Source organism: Actinacidiphila acididurans (assembly GCF_016918855.1).
GTDB classification, from domain to species: domain Bacteria; phylum Actinomycetota; class Actinomycetes; order Streptomycetales; family Streptomycetaceae; genus Actinacidiphila; species Actinacidiphila acididurans.
The window spans coordinates 1-24223 of the sequence record NZ_JADKYB010000024.1 but is presented as its reverse complement, the minus strand read 5'-3'; the positions used below and the strand labels follow the sequence as shown (position 1 = coordinate 24223).

General features: G+C 71.8%; 19 protein-coding genes. 10 read left to right on the top strand and 9 right to left on the bottom strand.

The features are described from left to right. Positions 1-62 precede the first annotated feature (62 nt). Positions 63-2285: an MMPL family transporter gene (locus ITX44_RS32945; protein WP_205362118.1), complete on the top strand. Its 2223-nt coding sequence runs from the start codon at positions 63-65 to the stop codon at positions 2283-2285. Positions 2286-2401: 116 nt separating this feature from the next. Here the strand turns inward: ITX44_RS32945 and ITX44_RS32940 are convergent, their stop codons facing one another. Then, a complete protein-coding gene (locus tag ITX44_RS32940) occupies positions 2402-2989 on the bottom strand; it encodes a TetR/AcrR family transcriptional regulator (protein ID WP_236062143.1) in 588 nt (195 codons plus the stop codon). 64 nt (positions 2990-3053) lie between these two features. On the opposite strand from ITX44_RS32940, the gene ITX44_RS32935 reads away from it, so the two are divergent. Then, positions 3054-3932: an oxidoreductase gene (locus tag ITX44_RS32935; protein WP_205362116.1), complete on the top strand. Its 879-nt coding sequence runs from the start codon at positions 3054-3056 to the stop codon at positions 3930-3932. A gap of 75 nt (positions 3933-4007) precedes the next feature. Here the strand turns inward: ITX44_RS32935 and ITX44_RS32930 are convergent, their stop codons facing one another. After that, positions 4008-4661: an ATP-dependent endonuclease gene (locus ITX44_RS32930; protein WP_205362111.1), complete on the bottom strand. Its 654-nt coding sequence runs from the start codon at positions 4659-4661 to the stop codon at positions 4008-4010. 147 nt (positions 4662-4808) lie between these two features. Between ITX44_RS32930 and ITX44_RS41785 the strand changes: the two genes are divergently transcribed. Both ITX44_RS41785 and ITX44_RS32920 read left to right on the top strand, forming a co-directional pair. Beyond that, positions 4809-5921, top strand: coding sequence for a ricin-type beta-trefoil lectin domain protein (locus ITX44_RS41785; RefSeq protein WP_307795601.1), 1113 nt, complete (start codon positions 4809-4811; stop codon positions 5919-5921). 89 nt (positions 5922-6010) lie between these two features. Continuing rightward, on the top strand, positions 6011-6646 hold the full coding sequence (locus tag ITX44_RS32920; RefSeq protein ID WP_205362110.1) for a hypothetical protein: 636 nt from the start codon (positions 6011-6013) through the stop codon (positions 6644-6646). A gap of 17 nt (positions 6647-6663) precedes the next feature. On the opposite strand, the gene ITX44_RS32915 is transcribed toward ITX44_RS32920, so the two are convergent. Continuing rightward, the gene (locus tag ITX44_RS32915) at positions 6664-7047 is read right to left on the bottom strand and encodes an MDR/zinc-dependent alcohol dehydrogenase-like family protein (protein WP_372441064.1); all 384 of its coding nucleotides are present in this window, start codon (positions 7045-7047) and stop codon (positions 6664-6666) included. A 188-nt stretch (positions 7048-7235) separates the two neighbouring features. On the opposite strand from ITX44_RS32915, the gene ITX44_RS32910 reads away from it, so the two are divergent. Further along, positions 7236-7817 carry a TetR/AcrR family transcriptional regulator gene (locus tag ITX44_RS32910; protein ID WP_205362107.1) on the top strand — a complete coding sequence of 194 codons (582 nt, stop codon included), beginning with the start codon at positions 7236-7238 and terminating at the stop codon, positions 7815-7817. 88 nt (positions 7818-7905) lie between these two features. On the opposite strand, the gene ITX44_RS32905 is transcribed toward ITX44_RS32910, so the two are convergent. From ITX44_RS32905 to ITX44_RS32890, 4 genes are all read right to left on the bottom strand, one after another. After that, positions 7906-8691 carry a hypothetical protein gene (locus ITX44_RS32905; RefSeq protein WP_205362105.1) on the bottom strand — a complete coding sequence of 262 codons (786 nt, stop codon included), beginning with the start codon at positions 8689-8691 and terminating at the stop codon, positions 7906-7908. Between the two features lie 94 nt (positions 8692-8785). Then, positions 8786-9235 carry an aldo/keto reductase gene (locus ITX44_RS32900; RefSeq protein ID WP_372441063.1) on the bottom strand — a complete coding sequence of 150 codons (450 nt, stop codon included), beginning with the start codon at positions 9233-9235 and terminating at the stop codon, positions 8786-8788. Between the two features lie 46 nt (positions 9236-9281). Further along, positions 9282-10307, bottom strand: coding sequence for an oxidoreductase (locus tag ITX44_RS32895; RefSeq protein WP_205362095.1), 1026 nt, complete (start codon positions 10305-10307; stop codon positions 9282-9284). A gap of 108 nt (positions 10308-10415) precedes the next feature. Continuing rightward, positions 10416-11426 (bottom strand): alpha/beta fold hydrolase, encoded by a 1011-nt coding sequence (locus tag ITX44_RS32890; protein WP_205362094.1) that lies wholly within the window; start codon positions 11424-11426, stop codon positions 10416-10418. Positions 11427-11761: 335 nt separating this feature from the next. Here ITX44_RS32890 and ITX44_RS32885 point away from each other — a divergent pair, with 335 nt between their 5' ends. The 5 genes from ITX44_RS32885 to ITX44_RS32865 all read left to right on the top strand — a co-directional run bounded on the left by ITX44_RS32885 (position 11762) and on the right by ITX44_RS32865 (position 19010). After that, positions 11762-12493: a 2OG-Fe(II) oxygenase gene (locus tag ITX44_RS32885; RefSeq protein ID WP_205362093.1), complete on the top strand. Its 732-nt coding sequence runs from the start codon at positions 11762-11764 to the stop codon at positions 12491-12493. Between the two features lie 135 nt (positions 12494-12628). After that, on the top strand, positions 12629-13174 hold the full coding sequence (locus ITX44_RS32880; RefSeq protein ID WP_205362092.1) for a carboxymuconolactone decarboxylase family protein: 546 nt from the start codon (positions 12629-12631) through the stop codon (positions 13172-13174). A 578-nt stretch (positions 13175-13752) separates the two neighbouring features. Beyond that, positions 13753-15672 carry an FAD/NAD(P)-binding protein gene (locus ITX44_RS32875; RefSeq protein WP_205362091.1) on the top strand — a complete coding sequence of 640 codons (1920 nt, stop codon included), beginning with the start codon at positions 13753-13755 and terminating at the stop codon, positions 15670-15672. 16 nt (positions 15673-15688) lie between these two features. Next, positions 15689-16945 carry a putative PEP-binding protein gene (locus ITX44_RS32870; RefSeq protein ID WP_205362090.1) on the top strand — a complete coding sequence of 419 codons (1257 nt, stop codon included), beginning with the start codon at positions 15689-15691 and terminating at the stop codon, positions 16943-16945. Positions 16946-17126: 181 nt separating this feature from the next. After that, the gene (locus ITX44_RS32865; RefSeq protein ID WP_205362088.1) at positions 17127-19010 is read left to right on the top strand and encodes a CehA/McbA family metallohydrolase domain-containing protein; all 1884 of its coding nucleotides are present in this window, start codon (positions 17127-17129) and stop codon (positions 19008-19010) included. Between the two features lie 63 nt (positions 19011-19073). On the opposite strand, the gene ITX44_RS32860 is transcribed toward ITX44_RS32865, so the two are convergent. Next, positions 19074-20516 (bottom strand): glycoside hydrolase family 76 protein, encoded by a 1443-nt coding sequence (locus ITX44_RS32860; protein ID WP_372441061.1) that lies wholly within the window; start codon positions 20514-20516, stop codon positions 19074-19076. A gap of 78 nt (positions 20517-20594) precedes the next feature. Next, positions 20595-24146, bottom strand: a complete 3552-nt coding sequence (locus ITX44_RS32855) for a ricin-type beta-trefoil lectin domain protein (RefSeq protein ID WP_205362085.1) — start codon at positions 24144-24146, stop codon at positions 20595-20597. Positions 24147-24223 lie beyond the last annotated feature (77 nt).

Genomic DNA, 24223 nt, shown 5'->3' with positions numbered 1-24223 from the left:
CCCCGGAGCCGAGGGTGGACGCGAGGTCCCCGGACGGCGGGGACCGGTACAAGGGGAGATGTATGCGCTCCGTAGCCCAGTGGTGCGTCGGACACCGCTTCCTGGTGCTGGCCGTATGGCTGATGGCGCTCGCCGGCGCTGTGGTCGCCGGCTCCGCGACCGGCAGCAGTTACGCCAACGGCACCAAGCTTTCCGGTACTCCGAGTGCCGCTGCCGCGAGCCTCCTGCAGCAGGCGGTGCCGGGCCAGTCCGGCGACACCGAGCAGATCGTGTTCCAGGTGAAGTCCGGGACGGTGCGGGACCCGGCCGTCCGCACGGACGTCACCGGCATGCTCGGCAAGGTGTCGCACCTGCCCGGCGTGTCCGACGTGACCTCGCCGTACGGCCCTGCGGGCGCCGAGCAGATCAGCGCGGACAGGACCGTCGCCTTCGCCACGGTCAACTTCGACAAGGACGCCAACAGCATCCCGCAGGACGAGGCGACCCGGTTCGTGGACACCGCGCGGGCCCCGGACTCGGCCCGCCTCCAGGTGGACGTCGTGGGTGACGTCGCGGCCGCCACCAACCCGTCGTCCTCGTCGAGCACGCTCATCGGCGTGGTCGCGGCGCTCGTGGTGCTGCTGCTGTTCTTCGGTACGGTCCTGCCCGCCCTGCTGCCGCTGCTGAGCGCGGCCGTCGGCCTGATCACCGGCCTGCAGATCGTCAACATGCTGTCCAACTCGATCACCATGGCCTCGTTCACCTCCCAGCTGTGCATCCTCATCGGGCTGGGAGTCGGCATCGACTACGCGCTGTTCGTCCTGACCCGCACGCGCACCGGGCTGCGCCGCGGGCTGAGCGTCCAGGAGGCGGTGACCACCGCGGTCGGCACCGCGGGCCGGGCCGTGCTGTTCGCGGGCGTCACCGTGTGCATCGCCCTGCTGGGCATCCTCAGCGTCGGGGTCAGCGAGTTGTCCGGCGCGGCGATCGGGGCCGCGATCACCGTCGTGTTCGCCGTCCTCGCGGCCCTCACGCTGCTGCCGGCCCTGGCCGGACTGATGGGCACACGTCTGCTCACCCGGCGCCAGCGCCGCGCCGTGGCCCGCGGCGAGACCGACTACGACGAGGCGTCCCGCGGCTGGACGCGCTGGGGCCGGCTGGTCCAGCGGCGCGCGCTCGTGCTCGGCGTCGCCGCGCTGGGGGTCATGCTGGCGCTGGGCGCTCCGTTCCTGTCGATGCGGCAGGGCTCGGCCGACTACAGCGTGGACCCCACGAGCACGACGACCACCACCTACCGCGGCTACGAGATGCTCGTGCACGGCTTCGGCCCCGGCTTCAGCGGACCTCTTCAGCTCGTGGCGCCGCTGAACGGCCCCGGCGACCAGGCCGCCTTCCGGAACGTGGTCGACGCCGCCGGCCACGCCCCCGACGTGGTCACGGCTGTCGGCCCGCAGGTCTTCCCCGCGGCACCGGGACATCCGGCCGTGGCACTGGCCAAGGTGTACCCGGCCGGCAGCCCGCAGGACCCGTCGACCACGCATCTGATCACGAACCTGCGCGACACCGTGATACCGGGCGCCCTGCACGGCTCGCACCTGCACGTGCTGGTCGGCGGGCAGACCGCGCTCGGCATCGACCTGGCCGACCAGCTCTCCGGCAAGCTGCCGCTGTTCGTGGGCATGGTCGTCGCGCTGTCCTTCGTCCTGCTGCTGATCGTCTTCCGCAGCCTGGCCATCCCCGTGACCGCGGCGGTGATGAACCTGCTGTCCGCCGGAACGGCGTTCGGTGTGATGACCGCGGTCTTCCAGTTCGGCTGGTTCAAGAGCCTGGTCGGGGTGACCAACACCGGCCCGGTCAGCCCGTATCTGCCGATCCTGATGTTCGCCGTGCTGTTCGGCCTGACCACCGACTACCAGGTGTTCCTGGTCAGCAGGATCCAGGAGGAATGGCTCGAGCGCCGTGACAACGCGGCTGCCGTACGGATCGGCATGGCGACCACCGGCCGCATCATCACCGCGGCGGCGGCCATCATGACCGTGGTCTTCTTCGCCTTCACCTTCACCACCGACCGCACCATCAAGATGATCGGCCTCGGCATGGCCGTCGCGGTGGCCACCGACGCACTCGTGGTCCGCACGGTCCTCGTCCCCGCGGTCATGTACGCGCTGGATCGGACCAACTGGCGCCTCCCCCGCGCGCTGGACCGGGTCCTGCCGCGCCTGGACCTGGAGGGCGGCGACCATGACGCCGCACAGCAGATCCCCGCCGACGAGCTGACCGGCACGGAAACACCGTCCAGGGCGTGATCCCCGCGGCCCGCGCCGGTCAGCGCCCAGTGGGTTCGCCCCCTGCGGTCGCCGACCGGCGCGGCCTCGGTGTCGGGCCGAGCGGCCTCCGGGCCCGCCCCGGGGTTCGACGGAGTTCAGCGGGCCGGCTTGCCGGTGAAGAGGGCGACCGCGTCGGTGACCAGGGCGTCGGCCTGTGCGCCGGGGACCCTGCCGGAGATCACGAGGGTCGCGATGCCCTGGAGGGTGGCCGCGAGGAGCAGGCGCAGGCGGTCGGGGTCGCCGGGCGGGAGGAGGCCGGCCCGCTGGCCCTGGTGGATCAGGTCGCCCACGGCGGTGAACAGCCGCGTCGAGCCCTCGGTCAGCGCGGCCGACTCCCCGCTGTTCTTCCTGGCGAACATCAGGTCGAGCAGGGCACTGTCGTGGGTCGCGAAGCGTACGTACGCAGTCGCCATCGCGTGCATGCGCGCCTCGTAGTCCGGTCCGGCGCCCGCGACGGCCGCGGTCACCTGGTCGCCGAGGCGCAGGAACCCGGTCTCCGCGAGGGCGTCGAGGAGCGCCTGGCGGTCGGCGAAGTGGCGGCGCGGCGCGGCGTGGCTGACTCCGGCCTGCCGGGCGAGATCCCGGAGCGACAGGCCCTCGATGCCGTCCTCCCGGAGCGTGCGCTCGGCCTCGACGAGCAGCGTGTCCCGCAGGTGGCCGTGGTGGTAGGGGCGCGTGGTCATGAGCAGCAGTCTAGTCGCGATGTTGTCATTGACATCATAGTTGCCGCTGACTACATTGTTGTCCATGGCTACATTCACCACTGGAGACATTCCCCCCATGAACGGCGGCACGGTGATCGTCACCGGCGCCAACAGCGGCGTCGGACGATCGGCCGCCCACGCACTCGCCGCGGCCGGAGCGCACGTGGTCCTCGCGGTGCGCAGCGTCGGCAAGGGCAAGGAGGCCGCGGCCGGCATGCCCGGGTCGACCGAGGTCCGCGAGCTCGACCTCGCCGACCTGAGCTCGGTGCGGGCGTTCGCCGCGGGCTGGGAGGGCCCGATCGACCTGCTGATCAACAACGCCGGCACCTCCGCGCCGTCGCTGACCCGTACCTCCGACGGGTTCGAGTCGACCTTCGGCGTCAATCACCTCGGCCACTTCGCCCTGACCAACCTGCTCGCCGGGCACCTCACCGGCCGGGTCGTGACGGTCGCCTCCCAGGCCGAGCGGATGGCCCGGCTCGACCTGGACGACCCCAACTGGCAGCGGCGGCCCTTCCAGTCCTCGCGCGCCTACGCCGACTCGAAGCTGGCGAACGTGCTGTTCACGGCGGAGCTCCAGCGCCGGCTGACCGCCGCCGGCTCCGGCGTGCTGGCGCAGGCGGCGCACCCCGGCCTCGTCGCGACCGCCATCTACGACCGCGGGGAGCGCAGCGTCTCCAACTCGCTGTGGAAACTGGCCGTCAAGCTGCTGGCGCAGAACTCCGACCAGGGCGCACTGCCCGTGCTGTACGCCGCCGTCGCCGACGTCCCCGGCAACAGCTTCGCCGGCCCCAGTCACCTCGCGCACATGCGCGGCGCCCCGGAGCTCATTCCCCGCTCCGCCACCGCGCAGGACCCGGCCGTCGCGGCCCGCCTGTGGACGGTGTCCGAGCAGCTCACCGGCGTCGGCTTCCCCGCCTGACCTCTTCTCCCTGAGACCTGAGACCTGAGACCGTGCCGCAAGCTGCGTTCGTAGCGCGTCGGCGTCCGGGCCCGCTCAGACGTACGCGAGAAGCCGCTCCAGCGGCCGGGGCACGCGGTCGAGGTCCAGATGCGCGACGAGCGCCTGCGCGTAGAGGGCCTTGCGGCCGCTGTGCGTGCCCATGAAGCGCCGCAGTTGGTGCTCGACGGGCCGGTCCCGCTGGGCCGGCTGGCCCTGGAAGGTGAGGAAGGGCCGCAACTCGCCCTGAGCCTCGATCACTTGGCAGACGCCTTCGGCGCCGAGCGCGCGGATGAGTTCGTCCTCCAGGTCGGCGACGCACACGTGGAAGCCGAGGGTTTCCAGGGCGGCGGGCGTGAGGCCGGACCCGAGCCCGACCCGTTCCAGGTGGCGCCGGAAATGCCGCTCCTCGCCGATGTCGCACAGGCCCGCGAGCGGCAGGCCGAGGCCCGCGGGGCCGCACACGTCAAGGAAACGCCCGATGCTCGTCGCGCCGCCGAGCGGGACCACCGCGACGCCTTCCGCGCCGAGGTCGCGGCCGTGCCGGGTGGCCAGGGCTTCGAGCGCGACCTGGTCGCTGCCGCCCTCGACGAGCACGACCGTCCGTAGGCCGCCGGCCAGTTCGCGGGCTGCCGCGGCGGCCTCGTCCGCACCCGCTCCGCCGGCCGCCCACGCGATCAGCGCCGGCCGGAATCGCCTCACCTCGTCCACAGTCCTCGCTTCCCAGGCCATCGTGGCACGGCCGAAATGGGGTACGCACGCGTGTTTTCCGGGGCGGGAGCACAGGCTATTGACAGGTAACTGTCAGTAAGGTTACCTGTCAATCCCCCGCTTCCCCCCACCGAAAGGGGCCCACGCGTGATCCGTAAACGATTGCGCCTCACCTTCGCCGCCCTGGCCGTCGCCGCCGCGACCTTCACCGCGGCGACCACGCTCGGCGCGAGCACGTCCGTCGCCGCGCCCACCCGTTCGGCGGTCCCGAACGTGACCGGGCCGACCGCCTCCCAGCTCCTGGCCAAGACCCAGAGCTGTACGCCGGCGTCGAACGGCAAGTACGCCACCGACGAGGGCGGCGCCGCCACCGTGTCCATCTGCAAAAACGGCTCCGCGTACTTCTGGACCTCCGACATGGACGTGGACTGCGACGGCATCACCACCGCGCGGTGCAACGGCTCGACGGACCCGTCGTACTTCAACGAGACGTCGTTCACCACCTCCACCGGGCAGTTCTTCACCGCGGACGTCACGCACTACTACGTGATCCCGCTGCCCAGCAGCCGCTTCGACTACCAGGCCGCCGGTATCTCGCCGGGCAGTGTGGCCGCCGTGGTCTACAACGGCAAGGTGGTCTACGCGGTCTTCGCGGACGAGGGCCCCAGCGACATCATCGGCGAGGCGTCGTACGCCACCGCCTCCGCGCTCGGCATCGACCCGGACCCGGCCACCGGCGGCACCGCCGGACCGGTGACCTTCATCGTCTTCCCGGGCCAGGTCCCGAACCCGGTGGAGAACAACTCCACCATCGACACGGTGGGCGCCACCGCGGCCAACTCCTGGGTCGGCACGTCCACTCCGCCGCCCGGCGGCGGCGCCACCGGCCGTATCACCGGCTACGGCGGCAAGTGCGTCGACGTCGCCGGCGCGAACAGCGCCAACGGCACCGCCGTCCAGCTCTACACCTGCAACGGCACCACCGCCCAGAACTGGACCGTGAACGCCGACAACACCCTGACCTCGCTGGGCAAGTGCATGGACGTCACCGCGGCCGGCACCGCCAACGGCACCAAGGTCCAGCTCTACGACTGCAACGGCACCGCCGCCCAGAAGTGGACCCGCAGCGGCAACGAACTGGTCAACGCCGGCTCGGGCAAATGCCTCGACGCCACCGGCCCCAGCTCCGCCGACGGCACCCGCCTCCAGATCTGGTCCTGCACCGGCGCGGCCAACCAGTCCTGGACCCTCCCCTCCTGACGCCCTGCTCTTTTGATGCCCTACGGCTCCCCGCCGCGTCTCACTTGGCGGGGAGCCGTCGTGTGCACACTTCCGTGCACAATCGGACCGTGGGAACCAGCGTTCGGGGATTTGTGGAGTGCCGCGGCTGGCGCCCCGGTCTCGGCATCGGAGAGACGGCGTGGAGCCCGGCCATTGAACTGTCCATGCTGGGCATGACCAGGGACTACGCCGGCTTCGCCTGCCTCTTCGGCGTCCGGGACATCAGCGGACATTGGCGGCCGGTCGCCGCCGGCCGCGGACTGCCCGCCGATGTGTCCGAGGCCGTACGTGCCGAGCACACGTCATGGGGCGAGGCGGCGTTCGGGGCCACCTGGCTGGGCTGGCACGAAGTCCTCGCCGTCGACTGGGACGAGCCGGCGATCCCCCGGGCGACCGGCATCGCGCGCTACCGGCGGCTGCCGGACGGCGCGCTGGAACTGGTGCGCAAGGACGACTGGAGCCGGGGCTTCGCCAGGACCAGCGGGATCGACACGCTGAGCGTCGACCCCGACCGCGTAGCCGAACTGTGGGCCGAGGGCACCGAATGGGTGGCCGGCGCCACCGTCTTCCGCGCCGAACGCGCCCGGCGACGCGACGCCGTCCCGGCCGACGGCCCGTGGCAGCCGGTGTGGACGGTCATGCGCGCCCTCGCCGGTGTCCACGGCGACCATGACGTGCGGCTGGTCGTCTGGTTCGAGGAGTAGACCCGCCCCCGCCCGCGTCAGGAGGCAGGTTCGTCCAGGTCGGAGAGGTCGAGGACGAAGCGGTAGCGGACGTCGCCTTGGGTGAGGCGGGTGAGGGCGTCCTGGAGGCGGGTGGAGGGGAGGATTTCGACGTCGGCGGTGACGGCGTGCTGGGCGCAGAAGGCGAGCATGTCGGCGGTCTCGCGGCGGCCGCCGGTGCCCGAGGAGGTCAGCTTCTTGCGGCCGAGGGTGAGGTCCATGATCCGGACGGAGGTCTCGACGGGGAAGCCGAGGACGGTGAGGGTGCCGTCCAGGGTGGCCATGTGGAGCAGCGGGGACAGGTCGTGGGGGGCGGGGACCGTGTCCATGATCAGGTCGAAGCGGCCGCGGGCCCGCTGCGTCTGCTGCTCGTCGGTGGTCAGGAGTACGTCCGCGGCGCCGAGCCGGCGGGCGTCGGCGGACTTGCGAGCGCGGTGGAGCCTGCGACGGTGCTCTGCCAGGCAGTGGTGGAGCGCATGGATCCTCCAAGACAGACTATTCGGTCTGTCTTGGAGACTAGCCCTCCCCGACCGAAAAGCAAACCAACTGTTCTGTCTGCTACCGTGGTCCCATGCCCGAACTGCCGACCACGCCGCGCGGCGCCGCGACCAGTCGACGCATCCTCGACGCGGCCACCGAGGAATTCGCCCGGTACGGCATCGCCGGCTCCCGGATCGAGCGCATCATCACCGAGGCGCGCACCAACAAGGCACAGCTCTACGGCTACTTCGGCAACAAGGAGAGCCTGTTCGACGCGGTCGTCGCCGACTGCGTGGACCGCAGCACCGACGCCGTCCCCTTCGACGTGGACGACCTGGCCGGCTGGGCGGTGGGACTGTACGACCAAAATCTGCGGCAGCCCCACCTGGTCCGGCTCATCGCCTGGATCCGCCTGGAGCGGCGCCCGACCGGCCGCTGGTTCGACAACTCCTTCCAGCACGAGCCGAAGCTCGCGGCCATCGCGAAGGCCCAGGCAGCGGGCCGCCTGTGCCCGGGCGACCCCTTCGACCTGCTGACTCTGGTCATCGCCATGGCCTGCGCCTGGTCACCGGCCAGCGGCGTCTACACCGCCACCGCGGACGAGCCCTCCGCCGAGCACGACCGCCGCCGCGCCCTGCTGCACGACTGCGTCATCCGGGCTGTCACACCCTGACCCCGGGCGACCTCCAACGCACTACCAGCCGGCCGGCTGACCGGCTCACCCCGAACCGGACAGCGCGACGGCACGGTCCGGTTCGCGATCAGGAGGACAGCGACGTCATCAGACGACGCATCGCCGTGGTCATGGCCGGGCGCAGACGGGTGAAGTCGGGCTGTCGTGGCAGGGCGCTGCCGTCCGCCGGGGACCCGCCGGGGCCGTTCCAGCTCCTGTAGTCGGTGATCTGGAGGCTGAGCACCGCGCCGCCGCGCAGGACCTTCAGGCTCTGGTCGAAGGGCTGGGGTTCCACCAGGTACGCCTCGTCGCCGACACCCGCGACGGGATGCACGTCGGCCGCGGACGTGAAACCGGACGTGGCGAGTGCGACCATCACGTTGCCGTACTGGGCACCGGGGAGTCTGGAGACCTGGGCGTGGCGAGTGTTCTCGAACTCCGCTCGGGGGTCGGTCTTCTTGTGCAGTTCCACGTCGACGCTGATGGTGTAGGTGGTCGTCCACCCGTCGCCCGCCGGCGCCATAGCGTTCAGCACACACGACACCTTGTCCAGCGCGGGCCCCTTGCTCACCATCGCGTCGGACGCCGAGAAGCCCTCCCGCGCGCCCACGGCGTCCTGGAGGGGCTTGAGTGCGGGGCCGCCGCACGGGTTGCCGCCCAGGTGATAGCCGTGCAGGTCCACCCCCGTGCCCCCGGCCCCGTGCAGTACCGCCGCCCACACCGCCGACGCCACCGCGATCCCGCCCACCGCCCACAGCCACGGCCGGGGCTTACGGACCGCGGCAGTCGTAGCTAACGGACCGTCGGACTCGCCCAGCGCATCGCCGGGCAGGTCACCGCCCGGCTCGTCCGACATCTCCGGCTCACCGATCACAGCGAACTCCCCCCTTGCCTCAGACGTCACACTTTAGGGTGAGTGACACGCCGGACGGGATTCCGGGGCGGCGAGCAGGGCTACGGCTCCGGGCTCACCGCTCCCGGCGGTAGTCGGTCGCGCCGACCCCGTTGATCTCGGCCCCGGCCTGCTGCAGCGGGGTGGCGATCGTGGCCAGCCACGGGAACGGGTAGTTCAGATCGGGGGTACTGACCTCGTCGAGCTCCCGGAGCGCGTCGTCCGGCAGCGTCACCGCCAACGAGCCGACGTTCGCCTCCAGTTGGGCCAGGGACGGGGCCCCGACGATGGTCGAGGTCAGCGCCGGCTGCTGCCGTACCCAGGCGAGCGCGGCCGCGGCGACACCGCAGCCGAGGTCGGCGGCCACGCGGTGCAGGACGTCGATGATCGCGAACGTCCGGTCGCCGAGCTGGGCCTGGGCGAGCGCGCCGCGCCCCGAGCCCTCGGGATTGCGCTGCTCGCGGGAGTACTTGCCGGAGAGCACCCCGCTGGCCAGCGGGCTGTAGGCGAGCACTCCGACGCCCAGCTCGCGGGCGGCCCAGCGTGCGGTAGGAGTCTGTGCCTTGCGCCTTTCAGCGGTTCGTGCGGTTCGTGCGGTTCGTGCTGAAGGTGATGCCGAGCAGCTGCTCGCTGAGCGACCACAGGCGGTCGGCGGCGTCCGGGTCGACCGCGTAGGCCTGGACGCCGGAGAGCCGGCCGCCGTCGGCCATCGTCGTTTCGCCGGTGAGTCGGGGCGCGACGGGGGCGATGTCGCAGTTCTCGCAGTACACGCCGCCCAGGCCGGCCAGTGCCGGGCTGGTCGCGGCCCAGACGAGGGTCGCGGCGCCCTGCTCGGGGGTCTTCAGGCCGCGCGCGGGGTCCAGGACGGGCGTGCCGTCGGCGTTGATGACGCCGGCCGCGACGAGCATCTCCGGCGGCACGTGCTTCTCCAGTCCGGTGCCGGCGATGCTGCCCGGGTGGCAGGAGAAGGCGCGCACGCCGCTGGCCTGCCCCCGCTCGTCGAGGGCCAGGGCGAACAGGATGTTCGCCGTCTTCGACTGGCCGTAGCCGGCCCAGGGGTCGTACGGGTGCCGCTCGAAGCCCGGATCGTCGAACAGCACCGGGGAATAGCGGTGTCCGAGCGAGGAGACCTGCACCACGCGCGCTCCGTCCGCGGCCGCCAGCGCGAGCCACAGCCGTGCCGTGAGCAGGAAGTGGCCGAGGTGGTTGGTGGCGAACTGCGACTCGAACCCGCGGGCGTCCCGGGTCAGGGGCGCCGCCATGATGCCGGCGCTGTTCACCAGCAGGTGCAGGGGCAGGCCGGTGGCCAGGAAACGGTCCGCGAAGGCGTCGATCGACGCGGGGTCGAGCAGGTCCATCGGCCACACCTGCACGCCGTCGATCCCGGCGAGCCGTGCCTCGGCCCGGGGCACGTCGCGCGCCGGGACCACGACCTGCGCGCCCGCGGCGGTGAAGGTGCGGACCGTCTGGCGGCCGAGCCCGGAGTAGCCGCCCGTGACGATCGCGGTGCGGCCGCTCAGGTCGATGCCCGCGATGACCTCGGAGGTGGTGGACGCCGCTCCGAAGCCGGAGCGGAGGGGGGTCTGTGGTGTGGGCAAGGGGATCTCCGCCGTGACGACCGCACACGAAAAACGGAGAGATCTCCGCCTCCGCTCGACAGTAACGGAGACCTCTCCTGTTCGCAAACGGTGCCGGCGGCCCCGGCCTTACTCGGCGGGGAGGGAAGCGAGCCAGGTGGTGAGGTGGCCGTTGGTTTCGGCGGGGCGTTCCTGCTGGAGCCAGTGGCCGCAGCCGTCCAGGATCGTGGCGGCGGCGAGGGCGGGCATGGTGGTGGGGAAGGCGGTGATCGCTTCGGCCAACCAGGTGGTGGAGGCGTCCTGGCTGCCGCCGAGGAACAGGGAGGGCTGGGTGATCGGGGCGCCGCGGTAGGGGGCGAGGTCGGACCAGTCGCGGTCCATCGCGCGGTAGCGGTTCAGCGCGCCGGTCAGGCCGGTGCGTTCGAACTCCCCGGCGTAGACGTCGAGATCGTCCTCGCCGAGCCAGGCCGGGCGGGGGCCTGCGGGGAAACGGGCGCACAGGGTGCCGCCCGGCGCGACGAAGTGCGGGTCGGGGGTGCCGGGGGCGGGCATGGTGTCCGCGGACAGGGCGGCGTAGAAGCCGGCGAGCCAGCCGCGCACGTCGGGCTCGATCTCCGCCTCGGCTCGGCCGGGCTCCTGGAAGTAGGAGACGTAGAACTCCTCGTCGCCGCCCATGCCGGCGAAGATCTCGCTCGGCCGGGGGCCGCCGGGCGGGGTGTACGGCACGCTCAGCAGCCCGACCGCGCGGAAGACGTCGGGCCGCACCAGAGCGGAGGTCGCGGCGATGGTCGCGCCCCAGTCGTGGCCGACGATCACTGCGGACCGCTCCCCCAGCGCCTCGACCACGGCGGCGTTGTCCTCGACCAGCTCCAGCAGCCGGTACGCGTCCGCCGCCGCGGGCCGGGAGGAACGCCCGTAGCCGCGTACGTCGATCGCCGCCGCCCGGTAGCCGGCGGCGGCCAGCGCGGGCAGTTGGTGCCGCCACGAATACCAGGACTCCGGAAACCCGTGCACGAGCAGCACCAGCGGCCCGCTCCCCTGCTCGACCACGTGGATCCGCCCGGCCGGTGCCGGCACCAGCCGGTGCGTACGGCCTCCGGCGGTGGCCGGTGTGCTGCTCTGTGCCGTTGTCTGCCGCATCGCTTCCTCCGGGGGCGTCGCGCACGAATCCGTCACCTTCACCCGGCCGGACCCGCTCGGGCTCCGCCCGGCCCCGGCCGTCACCGGCGATCATGGGGCCCGCACGGCCACCGGTGCGAAATCCGTTGCCGTTCCGGCAACCCCGGGCATTGGCGTGCGCCCATGGCGACGGAAACGATGGGACCAGCGGGGCCGGAAAGAGCGGGATCCGACGAGGCCTGCGGCTTTCGGCTGACGGCCGTGGGGCTGATCGCCCTGTAGGCCATCCCGCAGGGGGGCAGCGCGACGTCCGATTTCCGCCGGACGGGCGGGTCCGCAGGCCGCACAGTGGTCGTATGACCGACACCATCCTGTCCGCGCGGCCGGTGGCCGACCGGGTCGCCGGCACCGACTGGGCCGCGCTGGCCGGCGAGCTCGACGTACACGGGAACGCGCTCACCGGCGGGCTGCTCACCCCGGCCGAGTGCCGGGACATCGCGGCCCTGTACGACGAGCCCGCGCACTTCCGTACCACCGTGGACATGGCCCGCCACCGCTTCGGGTCCGGCGAGTACCGGTATTTCACCCATGAACTGCCGGAGGTGGTGCGGGAGTTGCGCGAGGCGTTCTATCCGCGGCTGCTGCCCGTCGCCCGGGAGTGGGCCGAGCGGCTGGGCAGGCCCGCGCCGTGGCCCGACCGCTTGGAGGAGTGGGTGGCGATGTGCCACGCGGCCGGGCAGGCCAGGTCCGCGCAGATCCTGCTGCGGTACGGCCCCGGCGACTGGAACGCCCTGCACCGCGACGTGTTCGGCGACATGCTCTTCCCGCTCCAGGTCGTCATCGGCCTCGACGCGCCCGGAGTCGACTACACCGGCGGGGAGTTCCTGATGACAGAGCAGCGCCCGCGCGCCCAGACCCGCGGCTCGGCCACCGTCCTCCCGCAGGGGCACGGCCTGGTCTTCACCACCCGCGACCGGCCGGTCGCGAGCAAGCGGGGCTGGTCGAACGGCCCCATGCGGCACGGCGTGAGCACCGTCCGCTCCGGCCGCCGGCACACCCTCGGCCTGGTCTTCCACGACGCCGCGTGACCGCCGCCGCGGGACCGGAACCGGAACGGCTCCACCTGCCGGCGGAAGAGCATGTGACAAGGTCTCACCGGGATCGGCGCTCCGGCACACTACGGATGGCGAGGAACGTCCATCACTACGAGGAGAGGCATTCGCATGCCCCGGATTCCCGTTCACACCGTCGACAACGCTCCCGCGGCGAGCGAGCAGAACCTGCGCACCCTGGAGAAGAAGTTCGGGAAGGTGCTCAACATCCACGGCGGGATGGCCCATTCGCCGGTGGTCCTGGCGACGTACACCGCGATCCAGGGCGCCATCGCCGAGCACGGCACCTTCGACGCCCGTACGCGTGAGGCGATCGCGCTGGCCGTCGGCGCGGTGGACGATTGCTCGTACTGCCAGGCGGCGCACACGGTGGGCGCGAAGGCCGCCGGCTTCACCGAGGAGGAGACCGTGGCGATCCGCCGCGGTGACGCCGACGTGGAGTCGAAGCTGGCCGCGCTCCTCGAGGTCGCGCGGGAGGTCGCCGGCGAGGTCGGCGAGGTCTCCGACGCCACCTGGGACAAGGCCCTGGCCGCCGGCTGGACCGACGTCGAACTCACCGAGGTGTTCGCGCACGTGGCGGTGAACCTGTACACCAACTACTTCAACCACCTGGCCCGGACCGACCTCGACCTCCCGGCCGCCCCCGCCCTGGCCTGACCCTCGTCGGGACACCCCCTCCCGGGCGGCGTGACCAGCCGGACCGGCGACCGCCGGGGAGGGACCCGCGCCGTAGAGACGACCGGGCGGTGCACAGCCGCCCGGTCACTCCGGCCGCCGCGGGCAGGACCGCGCCACCGTAGCGCTCCGTGTCCACCCGCATCCGACTTCGCGCGCTCCGCGCGCTTCCCGCACTTCCCGCGCTGCGCGTGCTTCCCCCGCGCACCCATGCGCCCCATTGGCGCTCCCCCGTTCGGGCAATTTCCCCGATCCGCCGTCGATTCGGCCACGACGCCTCCCCGCGGGCCGAATCCGATGTCCCGGTTATCCGAACGGCAGCGGAACTCTGACCCCCAACACGAGCAACGCCGCCGGTCAAAGCACTAGCCTTGTGCGCGGGGAATAGCGCGCCCGCATGTGCCGGCGATCTGTCCCCCGATCCGTTTCGGAAAAGGACGGATCATCTCAGTTTGGACAGCGCTTCCAACGATACGGAGTCACATTCCGTCAGCAGCAGCCCTGGGCCCGGCGCCGGACAGCGGCGCCGGGTTCTCATCGCTCCACGGGGAGGCTTCACCATGAGTCGAACGGGCACCCGCCCAAGAGTGCTCATAATCGGGGCGGGCCTGGCAGGCACCGCCACCGCGATTCGACTGCTCCGCTGCGCACGCAAGCCGCTCGAGGTCGTCCTGCTCGAGCGGCGACCCGATTACCGGTCGGCCGGCGTCGCCTACCACCGCGACGGCAACCCCTGGGACCACGTGTTCAACATCCAGGCGGGCCGGATGTCGGTGTTCCGGGAGGACGTCCACGACTTCATCCGCTGGGCCAACGGCGAGGCCGACCGCCAGGACTGGCCGGCGCCCTGGGACGCGCTCGAATTCGTCGAGCAGGGCCCGGCGCCCCGGCGGATCTTCCAGGACTACCTGATCGACCGGCTGGCCGAGGCGCAGCGGGAGGCATTCCCCGGCGTCGTCCTCGTGGAAGCGGACGGCGAGGCGGTCGACATGGAATTACGTGCCGGCGGAGTCGATGTGACCGTGTGTCACGTCGACGGGCACGAGGGGACCGGCTACGAGCCCGGGCCGGACCCGGAGCCCGCTTCGGATTCGGATTCGGCGCGGACCGTGATGTCCGCCGACCACGTGATCCTCGCGACCGGTCTCGAACTCAGGGAACCGGCCTTCGCCGCCGAGGTGCTCGATCACCCGGCCTTCGTGCGGAACCCGTACTCCGCTTCGGGCATCCGCACGATGGAGGCGCTCCCGCCGGAAGCGAGCGTCGCCATCGTCGGGTCGGTGCTGAGCGCCTACGACGCGGCGAGCCTCCTCATCCGCCAGGGCCACACCGGGCGGATCCATCTGATCTCCAAGAGCGGGACCATCTTCCGGACCTATCCCGGCGGCCATGAACACGGAGTGATACGGCTGCCCTGTCCGACGACGCTGCTGGAGCCGTACCGGAACCGCGAGGAATTCCTCGGCCGGGTGCGGGCCGAATGGGAAACGGCGTGCGCGATGGTGACCCGGGAACACCCCGATGTCGACCCGGTGATCCTCGCGGAGCGGGTGACCAAGGCGTGGGAGCCCTATCTCCCGGAGGCCATCGAGCAGATTCCGACCCAGGAACTGCGCGGCATGCTGAACGAGTTCGGCACCGCGCTCGCGGCACTGCGGGTCGGCGCCATGGAGTACACGATGTCGGTCATCGAGCGGGCGATGAACTCCGCGGACGGGCCGGTGCGACTGCTCGTCGGCGGTGTGGAGTCCATCACACCCACCGAGTCCGGGCGCCTGGTGGTCTCGGTCGCCGGCCAGGGCGAGAAACACACCGTCGAGGCCGATCTGGTGGTGTCCAACTTCGGCCGGGAGGCGGACTACCACCGGGTCCGCCAGCCGTTGTGGCGCAATCTGGTCCGCAAGGGGATCGCGGTGCCGCACGAGCGGACCGGGCGCGGCGTGGAGGTCGACGAACACGGCACGCTGGTGGGCGCCGACGGGCAGCCGACCGGTCCGGTCTCCGCGGTCGGCGTGCTGCGCGAGGGCGACGAGATCGTCCGCAACGGCCGGACCGGCGCGTTCGCCTTCAATCTCGCCGCCATCAAGAACCAGTCAATCGCGGTCGCCGCACGGGCGGTCGAGCAACTGGAACTGGTGCCTGACGCCGAAGTGGGGCCCGAGGGTTTGGGGTCAGTGATGGCTCAATACCGCGGCCACGGCGGCAATACGGAGGAAGCGGCCCGGCCCGGATTCGAGGAGGCTGTTGTCCTGGAGGTGCGGAGGTTGGCCACGCGTGCGCGAAAAGAGCGGGAACTGCTCGATTCCCGCCTGGACGCCTGTATTCGGACCCTGGGCGAACTCCCGACCCCTCCGCTGGATGCTTCCCGGCACGACCTCCTGATGAGGGTGGTCGTCAACCGGGCCGCCGTCGAACGACTCACCGATGTCTCCGTGACGCCACGGCAATTGCGTCAACAACTGGGGATAGCGAACGCCTAAAAATCCGGAGGGCTAATTGAACGGGCGACGGATTCAAGGATTCCTATTGGCTGGTGGCACGCAGAGTGTAGTACGGGGTATCTGCAACAGCACAAGAAATCCGGTCGAGGGATCCATTCTCGTCGCCCCTTCCCTCGAAGCGAGTCTGTACGACGCGATTGTCGTGGCGCGTGCCGTCGTGTGCGGTGCGGGCGGACTCACCGGCCATATGCAGTCCCTCTGCCGCGGCAGGGGAATTCCCGTGCTCCGCGTCGACCAGGCGGATCTCGACCGCCTGGTCGGCGAGGTGACGCTGGACCTGGAGAGCGAGTCGGTGCTGCTCGGGTCCGAATCGGGCATCGAGGCCCTGGTCATGGGCAGCGGCAATCCCTCGCCGGACGACCTCGGCTCGGCGTGCGCGGTCATCGCGGACGTGCAGGACATCGAGACGATCAACTCCTCCGGGCCGGAGGCGAAGCGGGTGGAGTCGTTCTTCATCCGCGAGGAGTTCCTCTGCCTGGCGGCGGGGCTGCGTCCGCTGGACGCGCTGCACGGCGGCCCCGCCGACATCGCCGCCTACGGACAGGCCGTCGCGGACCGGCTGTGCGCCTGGGTCGAGGCGCTCCTGCCCGACCAGCGGCTGGTCCTGCGGCTGCTGGACCTGCGCTCGGACCACGCCGCCGGCGTGACCGAGACAGCCCCGGTGGCGGTCGAGCCCAACCCCGAACTGGGCCTGCACGGCGCGCGCTGGCTGCTGGAGTCGGCCGCCTACCGGGACGCGCTGCACGCCATGCTCGGCTCGCTGCGCAGGCGGCTGGGCGACGAGGCCCGCCGCGTGCACCTGTCGGTGCCCTTCCTCAACGACGAGGAGGAGTACACGAAGCTGCGGGCGCACCTGGAACTGCCGGACGACGTACCGCTGTCGGTGTTCATCGAGACACCCGCGGCGGTGCACGCCACCCCGGCGATCTGCGCCGCGGGGGCCAGCGAGCTGTTCGTCGGCATCAAGGACCTGGTGCAGTTCTACCTGGCCGCGGACCGTACCAACCACCTGGTGGCCGGCTCCTACCAGACCCGGCACCCGGCGGTCCTGGACGGTGTGCGCAGGGTCGTGGAGTCCGCCCGCGCCGCGGGTACCCCGGTGCGGGTGTTCTCACTGGGCGCGGACCTGGCCCACTACCTGGAACAGTTGCCGACCCCCGACGGCTACATGATGTGCACCGCCGAACTCCAGCAGGTGGTCCTCCAGGCCCGGCTCCGGCCGGCCCTGGCCACCTCCGACCAGATGCTCTGACCTGGCACGACGACCTGGCACGACGAGGCGGGGCCCGACCGACGCACCACGGCCGGGCCCCGCCTCGTACCCCGTCTCCGGCGTGCCCGGTGTTCGTCCACTCGACGCGGAATGCCTGCTTCCGGTTCATCTCGTGCGGTTATCCCTGGCGGAACTGCATGTAATGAGCAAGAACTGGAGCATGGTGAGACCCACACGACGTGACGTGATGAAATCGGCCGCCGCGATCACCGCGCTCAGCGCGGGCCGGCTGGCACTGGGCCCGCAGCCGACCGCGAGCGCCGAGACGGCGCCGGCCGACGGCGCGACATGGACCGGCCGCTCGCCCGGGATCGTGTCGATGGCCATGCACATCCACGCTTCCTGGAGCGAGGGCACCGGCACCATGCAGGCGCACCTCGACCAGGCCACCAGGACCGGCATCGACGTGCTGTGGTGGACCGAGCACGACTTCCGCATGGCCGAGCACGGCTACCCGGACGAGATCCACCTGAACGGCGCCAGCGAGACCGTCAACGGGGTCGTCTGGTCCTGGGCCGAGAAGACCACCGGGAAGCTCGCGGCCTCGAGTGTGGCGTGGGACAAGACGATGGCCTCGCCGGCCGACGCGTCGGTGCCCGGGTCGGTCCACCTGACCGCGCGGTCCGCCGGCGCCGACAGCGCCTCCGTCGGCGTCGAGGGCTCGGCCGCCAACACCGTGGACCAGCGGTCCGTCTACGACCAGACGATCACGGTCGACGTCTTCCCCGCCGCGGTCTCCCCGCACAACTACCTCACCGTGAAGCTCACGACGAGCTGGCGTCCGGCGACCAACGGCCGCCCCTCCGGCGAGTACACGCTCACCTACGTCATCGACGGGACCGAGAGCCGGTCCCACGTGCGGCACGGCATCGACGGCGTGATCCGGGTGCCCGCCCGCCAGGGGCAGTGGAACACGATCGAGCTGCACCCCGAGGAGGACCTGCACCGGTTCTGGCCGGACATCGACGCCCGCGACGCCGCGATGTTCAACCTCACCCTCGGTGCGGTCAGCGAGCAGGAACGGCCGGCCGAGGGCTGGTTCGACCTGCTGCGGATCACCCGGCCGCCGCGGACGGTGAACGCGCCGCTGGAGAAGCAGGCCGAGCTGATGCGCGGCTACGCGCACCGCTTCCCCGCGGTCCGGCAGTACCAGGGCCTGGAGGTCTCGCTGGTCAAGCCGACCCACCTGAACTGGTTCGGCCCGAGCATCACCATGCCCTCCTTCGCCAAGCCGACGCCGACCGCCGACCCGGACCCGAACGCCGCCTACGCGGTGGTCGACATGATCCACGCGACGGGCGGCCTGGCCTCGTACAACCACCCGTTCGGCACCTCGCACCCGGCCCTGCTGTCCTCGGCCCAGCAGGACGCGATGCGCGCCTCGGTGGCGGCGTCGGTGCTCGCCGACCGCGCGATGGGCTGCGACATCCTGGAGGTCGGCTACCCCAGCCGCGGCGGCGTGGACCTGGACCGGCACGCGCAGGTGTGGGACGTCTGCTCGCGCAACGGGCTCTTCCTCACCGGCACCGGCGTGAGCGACGACCACTCGGGCCAGGACTGGCTCGGCCAGGACTCGAACTTCGTCACCTGGGCGCACGCCGGCAGCCGAGAGATGGCGGACCTGCTCCCCGCGCTCGCGGCCGGCAACGTGTTCTTCGGCAACCCCGCGCTGTTCGCCGGCACGCTCGCCCTCCTCGTGGACGGCGCCGCCCCGATGGGCTCGGTCACCGTGTCCGGCGCCCTGACCCGCAACGTCCGGGTGCTGGCCGACGGTCTGCCCGCCGACAGCGTCGTACGGATCGTGCAGGGCACGGTCGACGGCGCCGGGCCGTCCGTTCCCGAGCCCGGCACCAGCTTCGCCCAGCTCCCGGCGTCACAGTTCGCGGGCGGCTACGTGGACGTGAAGGTCGACACCAGCGCGCCGCGGTTCGTCCGGGTCGAGGTCCGCACGCCCGCCGGGGACGTCATCGCGCTGTCCAACCCGGTCTGGCTGCTCCGCGACGACCCGGCCGGCGGCATCCCGGCCACCCGCCAGGTCCGCTGACCGACGCGACCGGTTCGGCAGGTGGGGGCGGCGGCGGTACCGTAGCCGCCCCCACCGGAGCCGTCAGTCCGCCGCGTTCAGCAGGTCGAGGGCGCTCTGCTGGCAGCCGTAGTCGCTCGTGCCGGCGCCGCCCGCCCAGTGCGGGCCGTACTGGTCGAGTGCGTTGCGGTCGTTCGCGTAGGCGGAGTTCGCCCAGGTGGTGAGCTTGGTGGCGTAAGGGTGGTCGGAGAGCTGGGAGTTGAGCCTGCCCAGGCCCCGGACGTAGGCGCCTTTGAAGCTGGGGCCGTCGCCGGTGCAGCCGTCGCCCTCGCCGGGCTCGCGCAGCACACCATTGGTGGACAGCGCGACCGTGGACGCGTCGGCGAGGGTGCGCGCGGTGGTCAGCAGGCTCGCGTCGCCGGTGGCCCGGTTCAGCTCGGTCAGGCCGCCCAGCACCACGCCCTGGTTGTACGTCCAGGTCTGCTGGCCGTTGTTGGCGCAAGCGCTGGTCAGGCCGTCGTTGATCAGGTGGCTTCCGTTGATCATGCCGCTGCCCTTGAACCAGTTCCACTCGCTCTGCGCCCGGCCCAGGTACACCGTGTCGCCGCCGATCCGGTTGTGCAGGGCCGCGTTGAGCTGGAGGAACAGCTCGTTGGTGATGGCGTTCTTGTAGCCGCGGCTCTCGTTCCACCACACGCCGCCGCCGCACGTGCCGTCCCAGTACGCCTGCATGTGGTCGGCGTCCGCGCGCGCGGTGTTGAGGTAGCGGCTGTCGCCGGTCAGGTCGTAGGCGTCCACCCAGGCCAGGCCCCACCAGCCGGTGTCGTCCAGGTAGTTGTTGGCGAAGTTGCCCTCCTGGGCGCCCAGGTTGGCGTCGTAGGTCTGGGAGATCGCGTAGGTGTAGCTGGGCATGCCGGTGTCGCGGATGTTGTCGATGATCGCGGTCAGCGCGTTGGCGGCGGTCCACCAGCCGTTGCCGCCGAAGAGCTTGGTGCCGCGGTCGTACGACATCATCAGCGCGGTGGCGGCGGCCCGGCGCCGGTCGGCGGCGTTCCAGGTGGTCCGCGCCCAGGGGGTGCAGGTGATGTCGGGGCGGTCGCCGGCCTTGCCGCAGGCGCGCAGCGCGCCCACGCCGAGGGCGTTCCAGTCGTCCACGTTGTACATCAGGGTGCGCCAGCCCCGGGAGCCGGACGGGATGAAGGTGTCGCCGAGCTTGCTGCCGTTCGTCCAGGTGCGGCCGCCGTCGAAGGACCGGTCGAGCCAGACCTCGTCACCCGGGTTGCCGTTGTCGATCGACGCCCAGCCCATCGCGTCGGCGTCGTCGAAGTGCAGGGTGAAGGTGCGGGAGAACAGCGTGCTGGTCACGGGGGTGCGGTCGCCCGTGCTGAGCGCGGGGTCGCGCGTGTCGCAGTACTTGTTGCAGATGCTGGTCGCGGCGGCGGCCGGCGTGCCCGCCGTGATCTGTACGGACACCGCCAAGGACGCCACGGTGGCGAAGACGGCCAGGAGTGATCTCAGGGTTTTCACGGACGAACTCCTCGCGAATCGCGTGAACAGGGGTCGCGTGGGCGGGTGTGGCGTGGACCGAGGTCGCATGGACGGGGGTCAGCCCAGGCGGAAGACCTGGGCGGCGGTGCCGTTGCAGTCGTAGATCTGGAGCGCGTCGCCGGGCTGCTGGTGGTTGCCGCTGTCGTCCAGGCAGCGGCCGGAGGGCGGGTTGAACAGGGTGCCGTCGGCCCGGCTGGTCCAGGTCTGCGCGCCGGTGCCGTTGCAGTCCCACAGCTGCACCCGGGTGCCGTTGCCGGTGCCGCCGCCCATGACGTCAAGGCACTTGCCGAAGGTGCGCAGCGTGCTGTCGCCGGGCGCCGACCAGCGCTGGGCGTCGGTGCCGTTGCAGCCCCACAGCTGGACCGGGGTCGACGAGGCGGGGTCGGCGTTGACCACGTCGGCGCACAGTCCGCCGGGGCCGCCGAGCGGGCCGGGCGGCAGCTTCCACGCCTGGGCGGCGGTGCCGTTGCAGTCGTAGATCTGGAGCTGCACCGCGCCGGGCGTCGTGGTGCCGTCGGGCACGTCCAGGCAGCGGCCGGAGGCGGGGTTGAGCAGGCTGCCGTCGCTGCGGTGGGTCCAGGTCTGCGCGGCGGAGCCGGTGGTGCAGGAGCCGAGGGCGACCGGCGTGCGGTCGGCGGTGCCGCCGGCGGTCACGCAGGTGCCCAGCACCCGCAGGGTGTTGTCGGCCTGGAGCGCGAACTGCTGGGCGCCGGTGTGATTGCAGCCCCACAGTTGCAGCGCGGTGCCGTCGGCGGCGGTGCCGCCGCGTACGTCCAGGCAGCCGCCGCCGTCACCGATCACCTCGCCGGTGGCCGGGTTGGCGGTCGCACTGCCGGTCAGGGTCACGGTGTGGGCGGAGTTCAGCGGCAGCGCCGCGGTGGTCACCGTGACGGTGCGGCGGTTGGGGTTCCACGACCAGTCGGTCTCGGGCACCTGGGTGCCGTCCACGCTCACCGCGGTCGGCGCGTTCGCGTTCGACAGCCGCAGCGTGTACGAGCGCGAGGTCGGGGCGCCGGTCCAACTGCCGCTCTGCGCACCGATGGTGAGGGTGCGGGCGGTGTCGCTCCAGGACAGCGGCGCGGTCGAGGACTGGCCCGACGTCCAGCCGCTGCCCTCCCCCGCGTCGGAGTACAGCGAGAACGAACCGTCCGCGCCCGCCGCCACGTTGACGGTCAGCGCGGTCAGCGGCTTGCTGGTGTTCTGGGCGTAGTCGGCCCGGGTGGTCAGGATGCCGCCGGACCTCAGCAGCACCGGCATCTGGTTCAGCGGGTCGGTGATCGTGACGGTCGCCGGGCCGGTGTACGAGCGGCCGGTGAAGTAGTCCGTCCAGGTGCCCGGCGGCACCCACACCGACGACGAGCCGTTGCCCGACGCGTCGTTCGCGGTGGTGATCGGCGCGACCAGCACGTCGTCGCCGTACAGGTACTGCCCGGACGCGTGGTAGGCGGCGTCCTGGTCCGGATAGTCGAGGTACATCGGCCGGACGATCGGCACCCCGGTGGCGTTGGCCTGCCGGGCCAGGGTGTAGGTGTACGGCACCAGGGACTCGCGCAGCCGCAGCGCCTGCGCGGCGGCGTCGGCCGCGGCCCCGGTGTAGTTCCAGGGCAGCCGGTCGCCGTGGTCGGAGTGCAACCGGTCGACCGGCTGGAAGGCGCCGAACTGCAGCCAGCGCACGTACAGGTCGTCGGGCAGGTGGCCGCCGTGGAAGCTGCCGATGTCGTGGCTGACGTTGGACAGTCCGGCGGCGGCCTCGTCGGCGGTGAAGCGCACCTCGAAGCCGAGCATGTCCCAGGTGGCCGGGGTGTCACCGGTGAACTGCATGGTGCTGCGGCGCTCGGACCAGGGACCCAGCGCGTAGTTGCTGTCGTCGCCGCCCTGTTCTGAGCCGCCGAGGCGGGCGAAGGAGAAGCCGCGCAGGCCCTTGGCGGCCGCGTCGTCGGCGTAGGCCTGGTTGATCAGATTGTCAGGGGCGACGTGCGGGTCGCTCGCGGTCGAACCGCCGCAGCCGCCGCAGTAGTCCAGCCACCACTCGCGTACGCCCTGCTGCTCGAACGGCTGGTGGAGGCCGAGATACGCGGACAGCTGCGCGGGCTTGGACCAGTCGAAGCGGTAGGTGTTGCCGCTGTCCACGGTGAGGCCGCCGGCCTGGCTGTTGGCGGCGGCGAACTCGGGGTCGTCGCCGTTGATGCTCGGGTGGATGTTCATCGCCACCGACAGGCCCTGCTGCTTGGTCCAGTCGAGGAAGGCCTGCGGATCGGGGAAGAGCGCGGAGTTCCAGTTCCAGCCGTTCCACTGGCTGGGCGACTTCCAGTCGGTGTCGACCACCAGCCAGTCGATCGGGGTCTGCCCGCTGCGGAAGGCCGGCAGCAGCGTGTTCTCGTAGTCGGCGGTGGTGTAGGCGTAATAGCGCGAGTACCAGACGCCGTACGCGGACTGCGGCAGCAGATCGGTGCCGCCGGTCAGCGCGTTGAGGTCGGCCAGGCCCTGCTTGTAGTTCTGCCCGTAGCCGAAGAAGTATCCGTCCTGGTACGGCTGTCCGCCGTGCGAGGGCCGGTCGGTGACCGTGTGTCCGGCGCCGAGCAGCGCGGTGCGGCTGTCGTCGAGCAGGTACCAGCCGTCCCGGTCGAGGATGCCGGGGTGCTCGGGCACCGGCAGCGTCCGGGGGTTGTCCAGGGTGCGCGACCAGCCGCCCAGGGTGTCGGTGGGTCCGGCGCCGTAGCCGGTGGTGGTCAGGTCGGTGCGCGCGGCGGGGTAGCCGGTGGTGGACAGCGGGGTGACGGCGATGCTGTCGATGTTGACCCGGCCGGTGTCGCCGCTGTTCTGCACGATGTCCAGCGCGTTGGTGCCCGCGGCCAGTTGGACGGTGGCCGACGCGGTGGACCAGGCGTCCCAGGAGGAGGTCGGCGCAAGGCTCAGCGCCGGCCCGGCCGCGCCGCCCACCCGGGTGGACAGACTGCCGGTGCCGCCGGCCGCGTTGGAGTAGCGGACCTGGAGCCGGTACGCGCCGGCCGCCGGGATCCCGGACACGTCCGTCGTGATGCCGCTGCCGGTGGCCTCGTAGCCGGCGACGAAGCCGGACCCGGTGGAGCCGCTGTGGTCGTACGCGACCGCGGCGCGTCCGGTGAACAGCGCGTTTTCCGCCTGGCAGGCGGTGGCGAGCGCGCAGTAGGACGGGAACGACGGCGCGGCCCGCACGCCGGTCGAGGTCAGCGTGACGGTGGTGTTGTCCGAGGTGAAGGGGCCGCTGCCCTCCTTCCAGCGCAGGGTGAGCGCGCTCGTCCTGATCTCCCGGTAGCCGTCGGAGGTCACGTCGGTGGTGTACGACGGCGGGGTGAAGGAGCGGTTGACGGCGTTGAAGGTGGCGCCGTCCTGGAAGGCGCCGTCCCCGGCGTACTCCAGCCGGATCAGCGTCGGGGTGAGCACCTCGAAGCGGGCGTTGCCATCGGTGACCGCGGCGGCGGTCGCCGCGTGGGCGGCGGGCGCGGCGGCGGCCGCACCCGTCAGTGTCGCGGCCAACAGCGCGAGGCAGCCGCCGGCGGCGAGCAGGAAGGGGCGGGCGCGCCCGGCCGGGCGGTGGTGCGGTGGCCGGGCGGAAGTGCGCAGATGCATGGGAACCTCCCGAGCGTGCAGACAACGTTGTCCATGCGGTGGGGAGCGGGGCGTCCGGGTCCGCGGGGTGGGGGCCC

Bases quoted from the DNA above. Each gene is read 5' to 3' on its own strand.
- ITX44_RS32945 (WP_205362118.1), top strand. From the start codon at position 63: ATGCGCTCCGTAGCCCAGTGGTGCGTCGGACACCGCTTCCTGGTGCTG.
- ITX44_RS32940 (WP_236062143.1), bottom strand. From the start codon at position 2,989: ATGACCACGCGCCCCTACCACCACGGCCACCTGCGGGACACGCTGCTC.
- ITX44_RS32935 (WP_205362116.1), top strand. From the start codon at position 3,054: ATGGCTACATTCACCACTGGAGACATTCCCCCCATGAACGGCGGCACG.
- ITX44_RS32910 (WP_205362107.1), top strand. From the start codon at position 7,236: ATGCCCGAACTGCCGACCACGCCGCGCGGCGCCGCGACCAGTCGACGC.
- ITX44_RS32890 (WP_205362094.1), bottom strand. From the start codon at position 11,426: ATGCGGCAGACAACGGCACAGAGCAGCACACCGGCCACCGCCGGAGGC.
- ITX44_RS32885 (WP_205362093.1), top strand. From the start codon at position 11,762: ATGACCGACACCATCCTGTCCGCGCGGCCGGTGGCCGACCGGGTCGCC.
- ITX44_RS32880 (WP_205362092.1), top strand. From the start codon at position 12,629: ATGCCCCGGATTCCCGTTCACACCGTCGACAACGCTCCCGCGGCGAGC.
- ITX44_RS32875 (WP_205362091.1), top strand. From the start codon at position 13,753: ATGAGTCGAACGGGCACCCGCCCAAGAGTGCTCATAATCGGGGCGGGC.
- ITX44_RS32865 (WP_205362088.1), top strand. From the start codon at position 17,127: ATGGTGAGACCCACACGACGTGACGTGATGAAATCGGCCGCCGCGATC.
- ITX44_RS32855 (WP_205362085.1), bottom strand. From the start codon at position 24,146: ATGCATCTGCGCACTTCCGCCCGGCCACCGCACCACCGCCCGGCCGGG.